Below are 7046 nucleotides of genomic sequence, written 5' to 3'. Positions count from 1 at the left end.
CGCGGTCGGGGAACTCCTCGACCACGCGTCGGGCAAACGGCACGACATCGGTGTAGGCGTGCTGTTCACCGTCGAGAGCTCGGGGGCCGGTGATGCTCAGCCGCTCCGGGCACGACACTTTGGTCCACACGTTCGGGTTCTCCCGCATGAAGCGCAGGAAGAGGTCGAACTCGGGACCGTCGGGATCCTTGCTGACGTCGGGCCGGCCCATGTGGTCGACGACGACGTCGGTGGGAATGCTCGAGAAGAACTCGTAGAGGTCTGGTAGGTCCTCGGCCTCGAAGTAGATGACGACGTGCCATCCCAGCGGCGCGATCTTCTCGACGATCTCCTGCAGCGAATCGGTCGGCACACGGTCGACCAGTCGCTTGACGAAGTTGAAGCGCACCCCGCGCACCCCGGCAGCGTGCAGGTCGGCGAGGTCGGCATCCGTCACATCGCGGCGCACCGTGGCCACCCCCCGAGCGCGGCCTTCGCTGCGGCGCAGCGCGTCGACGAGAGCGCGGTTGTCGGCGCCGTGGCAGGTGGCCTGCACGATGACGTTCCGGTCGAATCCGAGCTGATCACGCAGCGCGAAGAGCTGGTCGGCTGAGGCGTCGCACGGTGTGTACTTGCGCTCCGGGGCGTACGGGAACTGCTCTCCGGGTCCGAACACGTGGCAGTGCGCGTCGACCGCGCCCTCGGGCACCCGGAATTTCGGCGTCGAGGGACCGTCGTACCAGTCCAGCCATCCGGGGGTCTTCTCGAACCCGCCGCTCGTGTCTCCGTGGGCCATCGTCAGTCCTCCACGTACTCGAGGCCGGCGGCGGCAAGCGGCTCACGCATGCCGTAGATATCCAGGCCCAGCACGCCCTCGCGGAACTTCTGGCGCTTGGACTCTTCGTTGTCTTCGCGCTTCTGGCTGGCATCGGCCACTGCGCCGACGAGCTCGCGAGGCACGACCACGACACCGTCGACATCCGCGACCACGACATCGCCGGGGCGGACCAGGGCGTTCGCGACGACGACATCGACGTTGACCGAGCCAAGGGTCGCCTTGACAGTTCCCTTGGAGTTGATCGCGCGCGAGAAGACCGGGAAGTTCATCTTCTCGAGGTCGGCAACGTCGCGAACGCCGCCGTCGATGACCAGGCCCTTGCAACCCCGAGCGGTGAGGGAGGTGGCCAGCAGCTCGCCGAAGAAGCCGTCTTCACTCTCGGTCGTGCAGCCCGCGACGATCACGTCACCCTCCTGCACCTGCTCGGCAGCAACGTGGAACATCCAGTTGTCACCGGGCTGCAGCAGCACTGTCACTGCCGGTCCGCACAGCTTCGCCCCGGTGTAGGCGGGACGGATGTAGGGGCGAAGCAGTCCGACGCGGCCCATCGCCTCATGGATCGTCGCGACACCGAACTGTGACAGGCGCGCGACATCGGCGGGGTCGGGCCGCTCGATCTTCGTGCGGACGATGCCGAGGTTGTTCAGTCGCATGGTGTTCCTCTCACTTCCCCTGCGCTGCGAGCGCGCGGTCCAGCCGCGGGTAGACCCGGCGGGCGTTGCCCTCGAAGACGAGCTCCCGCTCGACATCCGTCAGGTTGGGAGTCGCGTCGACGTAGCGCTTGGTGTCGTCGAAGTAGTGCCCGGTGCGCGGATCGATGTCGCGGACGGCTCCGATCATCTCGCTCGCGAACAGGATGTTCTCGGTCGGGATGACCTCGGTCAGCAGGTTGATGCCGGGCTGGTGGTAGACGCAGGTGTCGAAGAACACGTTGTTCAGCAGATGCTCTTCGATCTCGGGCTTACCGAGCGCCATGGCGAGGCCGCTGAAACGGCCCCAGTGGTATGGGACGGCGCCGCCACCGTGGGGGATGACGAACTTCAGGTCGGGGAAGTCGCGGAACAGGTCACCCTTGAGCAGCTGCATGAACGCCGTCGTATCGGCGCCGAGGTAGTGGTCGCCGGTCGTGTGGAACTGGGACTTGCACGAAGTGCTGACGTGGATCATCGCGGGGATCTCGTACTCGACGAGCTTCTCGTAGATGGGGTACCACGACCGGTCGGTGAGCGCCGGGGCGGTCCACAGGCCGCCGGAGGGGTCGGGGTTGAGGTTGATCTCGACGGCGCCGAGTTCTTCGACGGCCCGAACGAGTTCCGGCACCGACGTAGCGGGATCTTCGCCCGGCGACTGGGGCAGCATCGCGCCCATGATGAAGCGGTCGGGGAAGAGCTGGCTGACGCGGGCGACCAGGTCGTTGCAGATGCGTGCCCAGGTCTGGCTCACGGCGAGGTCGCCGATGTGGTGAGCCATGAACGAGGCGCGTGGGCTGAAGACCGTGAGGTCCGAGCCGCGCTCGTTCATGAGCCGCAGCTGGTTCGCCTCGATCGTCTCGCGGATGTCGTCATCGCTGATGTGGAGCGCTGCCGGGTCCGGGGCTTCGCCCTGCCCATTCGCGAAGGCGATCTGCAGGTCACGCCATGCTCCGAGCTGAGCCGGTGCTGTGGTGTAGTGGCCGTGGATGTCGATGATCACCGAGTGTCGTCCTTGTCACTGGATCGCGCTGTCACTGGATAGCGCTGTCACTAGATCGGTAGGTACCTGTTCCGAGGGTAAGTCGGCCCCGGGTTATGGTCCAATAGATTCCGGAGCCCTTCTCCATAGATGGAGTCAATGGATGTCGATTCCCGACCTGAACCAGCTGCGCACCTTCGTGGTGCTCTACGAGCTGCGCAGCCTCACCGCCACCGCCGACTTCCTCCACGTGACGCAGCCCACCGTCAGCTACACACTCGCCCGGCTTCGCGAGCGATTCGGCGATGATCTGTTCCGCCGTGAAGGCCACGTGATGGTACCGACCACCCGGGCCACTCAGCTGTTCGGTCCGCTGCACGAAGCGTTGGCGCAGATCGAGTCGACCGTGAGCGAGGCGGCATCCTTCGACCCGTCGGCCTTCACGGGCGAGCTCTCCCTCGGGCTCACCTCGATTGGAGAGCAGACCTTCCTCCCGCCCATCATGGCCGCCCTCGCACGCGAGCGGTCCACCGCGCGCCTGGCGGTGAAACGGCTCGACGCCGACCAGGTCGAAGAGGAGCTCGTGCGAGGGCATCTGGACCTTGCCATCACAGTGGCGCTCATGGATGCGTCACGGCTGTGGCGCACTCCGGTGCGCGCCGTCGAGTACGTCGCGCTCACGTCGCGCCGGCATCCGTTGCCCCCGCCCGGACCCGACATGTTCGCCGGCCGAGGATTCGTGCGCGTCTCCTCGCGGGGGGGACACACGTATCCCCTGCAGCTGCTGCTCGAGCACGGCCTCATGCCGCAGGTGGCACTGACCGTCGAGGAATACGGCACGCTTCCCGCAGTTCTGCAGGACACGGATCTGGTCACGTTCCTCCCCCGGCACGTCGCGGAGGTGTTCTGCGGCTGGTTCCCCGCACTGCGGATCGCGGATCTGCCATGGCCGGGCCAGAGCACCCCGGTCGCGATCTTCACGCGACGCGAGTCGAGTCTCACGCCGGCGCAACGGTGGTTCCGCAGGCTCGTCCACGGGGCCGTCGTCGAACCCGGAACCGAGGTCTAGGCGCGTCGGGTGCGGTTCCAGCTGGCCTTGGCCGGCGCAAAGGGGCTGCGGACGTGGATCGACCACGTCGAGTGCGGGTGGATGGACAGGATGGCCTTCTCCCACCAGGTGCGCGCCTCCTCGGGAAGCGCGGGGAGGATCACATCCTTGTCCGCCTCGTCGTCGGGATACGGACGCAGCGCCTTCCACACCAGCTGCACTTCGGGCGCTCCGGTCGGAATGTCGTCGATCTCGAGCACTGCCTTGTCCCACGGCAACTGCAGGCGAGGATCACGGCGGTACACCCACCGGTCGGCGGTGCCGTCTTCGAGGTTCACCTGCAGGACCCAGGCATCCATCGCTGCATCGAAGATCCAGGCAGACGGGATGTCGGCGCCGTCGGGCAGGTCGGACCACGGCACCACCTCGTCGCCGACCCGCGCCCAGCCGCTCATCCCGTCGGGGAGCGCGCCGAGAAGGTCGTCGAGCTGGGTGTAGACGGTGCTGATCGTCGTGCGGTCGCGCTCGCGCAGCGGTGCGCCACGCCACTGGTCGTAGGCGCTGCCGCCCGAGAGCCACCAGCGCGCCTCGGTGTCGGCGAGCAGGTCCGCGACGGATGCCGCGTCAAGCCGCATCCACGGGGTGTCGAGGCTCGGCTGTGATTCGGTCATGGTCCTATTGTGCTCCGCTGTCGAGGCGTCCGCTCAGTCGGGGAGAGCCTCGGCGAAGCCGCGCACGTGGGCGACCAGCTCGGTCGGAGTCGTGACCATCGGAAAGTGCCCCGTCGGGATCTCTGCGATCTGCCACCCGGGTTCGTGCCGGACGAGCCGGCGCACCGGCTCGATCGTCGGGTACGCGGGCTGCGTGCAGTCGATGAACAGGCGCGGGACGGACTCGATCAGGGCAGCGTCGTAGTCCAGGGGCTGCCGGTACATCCCGAACGGATGCGGCACGTGGCGCCGGTTCAGCCACGCGGCATCCTCGGGACTCAGATCGAAGCCCGCTTCGGCATCCGGTGCCGGTAGGGCGTTGTCGTGCTCGGCAGCCGCGGCCAGGCGCGCCGCGGCGACCTCGGGCGGGTGGGCGACGCCCCATCCCTCGCCCGGCCGCGGGAACATCGCGTCCACATAGACAAGACCGGCAAGCACACCCGGATGCTGCTGCTGCAGCTCGACGGCGGCGCCGGTGATCACCATCCCGCCGTAGCTGTGACCGACCAGCACGACCCGCTCGAGCTCTTCCATCTCGATCAGGCCGAGGACATCCGCGATGTGCGTGTGCAGATCGATGTCGGGTCGGCGCAGATGGGCGCGATCACCGTCGCCCGTCAGGGTCACGGTGTGGACCTCGAAGCCTGCCTCCCGCAGCGGCGCCAGCACGCGCCGCCACACCCAACCGCCTCCCCAGGCGCCGTGGACCAGAACGAGGGTGGGGGCGGATGACGACATGGGCGATCCTCTCAAGACAGCGTCAGCGCGACGATGCGGACGACGGGAGTCAGGGTATCGGGAACAGGACCGCCTTGCCGCCCGGGACCGCCGCTGTCACGAGGCGGGTGTCGAAGGTGGCAAGCAGCGCGTCGTGCGACGCGGCCAGGTGCAGCAGGTAGGTATCCGTGACCTGCGAGCTCGCGAGCAGTCGCTCGGTGTGAATGGACGTGTCGAGCAGACTCACCGAGTCAGGGAGAAAGACGTGGTCGTCTCGCGCGGTCAGGCTCGCGAGGCTCGCAAGGACGACAGGAACCGGCTGGGTGTTCGGGTACTTCGGATGACTGACCACCCGCACGACGCCGTTCTGCACGATGGGGCACGTGTGCCAGGTGCTGTTGCCGTCCGGCTCCACCCGCGCGGCGAACCAAGCGTGCGCGCGTTCGTGATGGACGTGCAACGGATCGATCAAGGCGATGATCGCGTTGACATCCAGCACATGACGGCTCACTGGGTGTCGTCTCGCAGTGCGTTGACATCGTCGAGGGTCGCGCGACCTGCCGTGGGCGTGGTCGGCAGCAGAACGATGCCGTTGCGCTTGTCGAACCGCCTGCGCTCGGTCAACGTGGCGCGAGCCAGCTGCGATACCGCTTCTCCGAGGGTGATTCCCCGAGCGTCCGCGAACTGCTTCGCTGCCGCGAGAACGTCATCGTCGATCGTCAGGGTCGTGCGCATGCATCAAGCATCACGCATCGCGCATCATCCGTCAACGGAGTTGCGGCACCCGAACCAGCCGCGTCGCGCTGAGCAATCCCGCAGCGCGGGCTGGTTCGCGGCGCTCCGGCTTGTTCGCGCCTAGGCGGGATCATCGTCGGCGCGGGGCAGGAGGCGCACGGTCGCGATCCGTCGCCGATCCAGCGCGGTGACCCGCAGCGTCGCGCCCGGGATGTCGACGGTGTCACCGACGACGGCGAGCCGGCCGAGCTGCTCGATGACGTATCCGGCGATCGTGTCGGAGCTTCCTCGCGGAAGCTCGATGCCGGTGCGTTCTTCGAATTCCTGCAGGTTCAGGCGACCGTCGATGGTGTCGCTGCCGACGGTCGGGGTCTCGGCCGTGTCGTACTCGTCGAAGATCTCGCCCACGACTTCCTCGACGAGGTCCTCGAGAGTCACGATGCCGTCGGTCCCGCCGTACTCGTCGACGACGACCGCGATGTGGTGGCCGCGGGCGCGCAGGCTCGTGAGCGTCGGCAGGACCCGCGCCGTCGCAGGGACGTACGGGATGTCACGCACGAGGCCCGCGACCGGCTTGCTGGGCTCGTCGCTGGCGGCATCGAATAGGTCGCGCACGTGCACGAACCCGACGATGTCGTCGATGGAGGTGTCGGCGACGGGGTAACGGGAGTACGGCAGGTCGCGAATGCGTTCGATAGCGTCCGCGACGGTCGTGCCGTCATCCAGGGCTACGACCTCGGGTCGCGGCCGCATGACCTCGCTCACCTGTCGGCCACGCAGTGACAGGACGTCGTCGAGGATGCGTCTCTCATCCTCGGGCAGCCCTTGGTGGGACGTGACGATGTCGCGGATCTCTTCATCGCTGAGCTCATCGGCTGTCTTGTTCGGGTCTCCGCCGAGCAGCCGCACGAGCGCGTTGGTCGAGACCGACAGCAGCCAGATGACAGGTCGCATCAGCACCGCGAACCCATCGAGCACGGGGGCGACGGCGTACGCGAACTGGGCGTTGCGCTGGATCGCAAGCCGCTTGGGAACCAGTTCGCCCAGCACGAGCGAGAGATAGGCGATCACGAGAGTGAGGACGATCGTGGCGATCGTCGCCGCGACCGGCTCGGCAAGGCCCAGACTCATCAGGAGCGGGGTCACCGACGGGGCGATGGATGCCGCGCCGTACGCCGCCGAGGCGAATCCGGCGACCGTGACCCCGATCTGGACCGCCGACAGAAAGGTGTTCGGGTTCCGCGCGAGCGCCGCCACCTTCGCGCCGCGCCGACCGCGCGCCGCGATCGCATTGAGCTGGCTCTCCCGCAGCGTCACCAGCGCCATCTCGGTGGCAGCGAAAACGCCG

The 7046-nt window shown here is 67.5% G+C and carries 9 protein-coding genes; 1 reads left to right on the top strand and 8 read right to left on the bottom strand.

The genetic code is table 11. The features are described 5' to 3' along the window. The 3 genes from Q1V87_RS11075 to Q1V87_RS11065 form a co-directional block, all read right to left on the bottom strand. Positions 1-775, bottom strand: a 775-nt coding sequence (locus tag Q1V87_RS11075) for an amidohydrolase family protein (protein ID WP_300592644.1), incomplete at its 3' end; no start/stop codon positions are given. Between the two features lie 2 nt (positions 776-777). After that, on the bottom strand, positions 778-1470 hold the full coding sequence (gene ligK, locus Q1V87_RS11070) for a 4-carboxy-4-hydroxy-2-oxoadipate aldolase/oxaloacetate decarboxylase (protein WP_300592641.1): 693 nt from the start codon (positions 1468-1470) through the stop codon (positions 778-780). Positions 1471-1480: 10 nt separating this feature from the next. Continuing rightward, entirely contained in the window at positions 1481-2509 is a 1029-nt protein-coding gene (locus tag Q1V87_RS11065) for an amidohydrolase family protein (protein ID WP_300592638.1), read from the bottom strand. Positions 2510-2651: 142 nt separating this feature from the next. On the opposite strand from Q1V87_RS11065, the gene Q1V87_RS11060 reads away from it, so the two are divergent. Continuing rightward, positions 2652-3557, top strand: a complete 906-nt coding sequence (locus tag Q1V87_RS11060) for a LysR substrate-binding domain-containing protein (protein ID WP_300592635.1) — start codon at positions 2652-2654, stop codon at positions 3555-3557. Here the strand turns inward: Q1V87_RS11060 and Q1V87_RS11055 are convergent. From Q1V87_RS11055 to Q1V87_RS11035, 5 genes are all read right to left on the bottom strand, one after another. Beyond that, positions 3554-4207, bottom strand: coding sequence for a hypothetical protein (locus Q1V87_RS11055; RefSeq protein ID WP_300592632.1), 654 nt, complete (start codon positions 4205-4207; stop codon positions 3554-3556). The two genes, Q1V87_RS11060 and Q1V87_RS11055, sit on opposite strands and share 4 nt — an antisense overlap. Before the next feature lie 33 nt (positions 4208-4240). Continuing rightward, positions 4241-4984 carry an alpha/beta hydrolase gene (locus Q1V87_RS11050; protein WP_300592629.1) on the bottom strand — a complete coding sequence of 248 codons (744 nt, stop codon included), beginning with the start codon at positions 4982-4984 and terminating at the stop codon, positions 4241-4243. 49 nt (positions 4985-5033) lie between these two features. Continuing rightward, the gene (locus tag Q1V87_RS11045) at positions 5034-5462 is read right to left on the bottom strand and encodes a TA system VapC family ribonuclease toxin (protein WP_300592626.1); all 429 of its coding nucleotides are present in this window, start codon (positions 5460-5462) and stop codon (positions 5034-5036) included. 8 nt (positions 5463-5470) lie between these two features. Then, positions 5471-5698 (bottom strand): hypothetical protein, encoded by a 228-nt coding sequence (locus tag Q1V87_RS11040; protein WP_300592623.1) that lies wholly within the window; start codon positions 5696-5698, stop codon positions 5471-5473. Between the two features lie 120 nt (positions 5699-5818). Further along, positions 5819-7046, bottom strand: a 1228-nt coding sequence (locus tag Q1V87_RS11035) for a hemolysin family protein (RefSeq protein ID WP_300592621.1), incomplete at its 5' end; no start/stop codon positions are given.

Origin of the sequence: Microbacterium sp., assembly GCF_030149085.1 — a bacterium.
In the GTDB taxonomy this organism is placed as follows: domain Bacteria; phylum Actinomycetota; class Actinomycetes; order Actinomycetales; family Microbacteriaceae; genus Microbacterium.
Note: the sequence above shows the minus strand (reverse complement) of the source record. Positions and strands in the feature narration are given on the sequence as shown.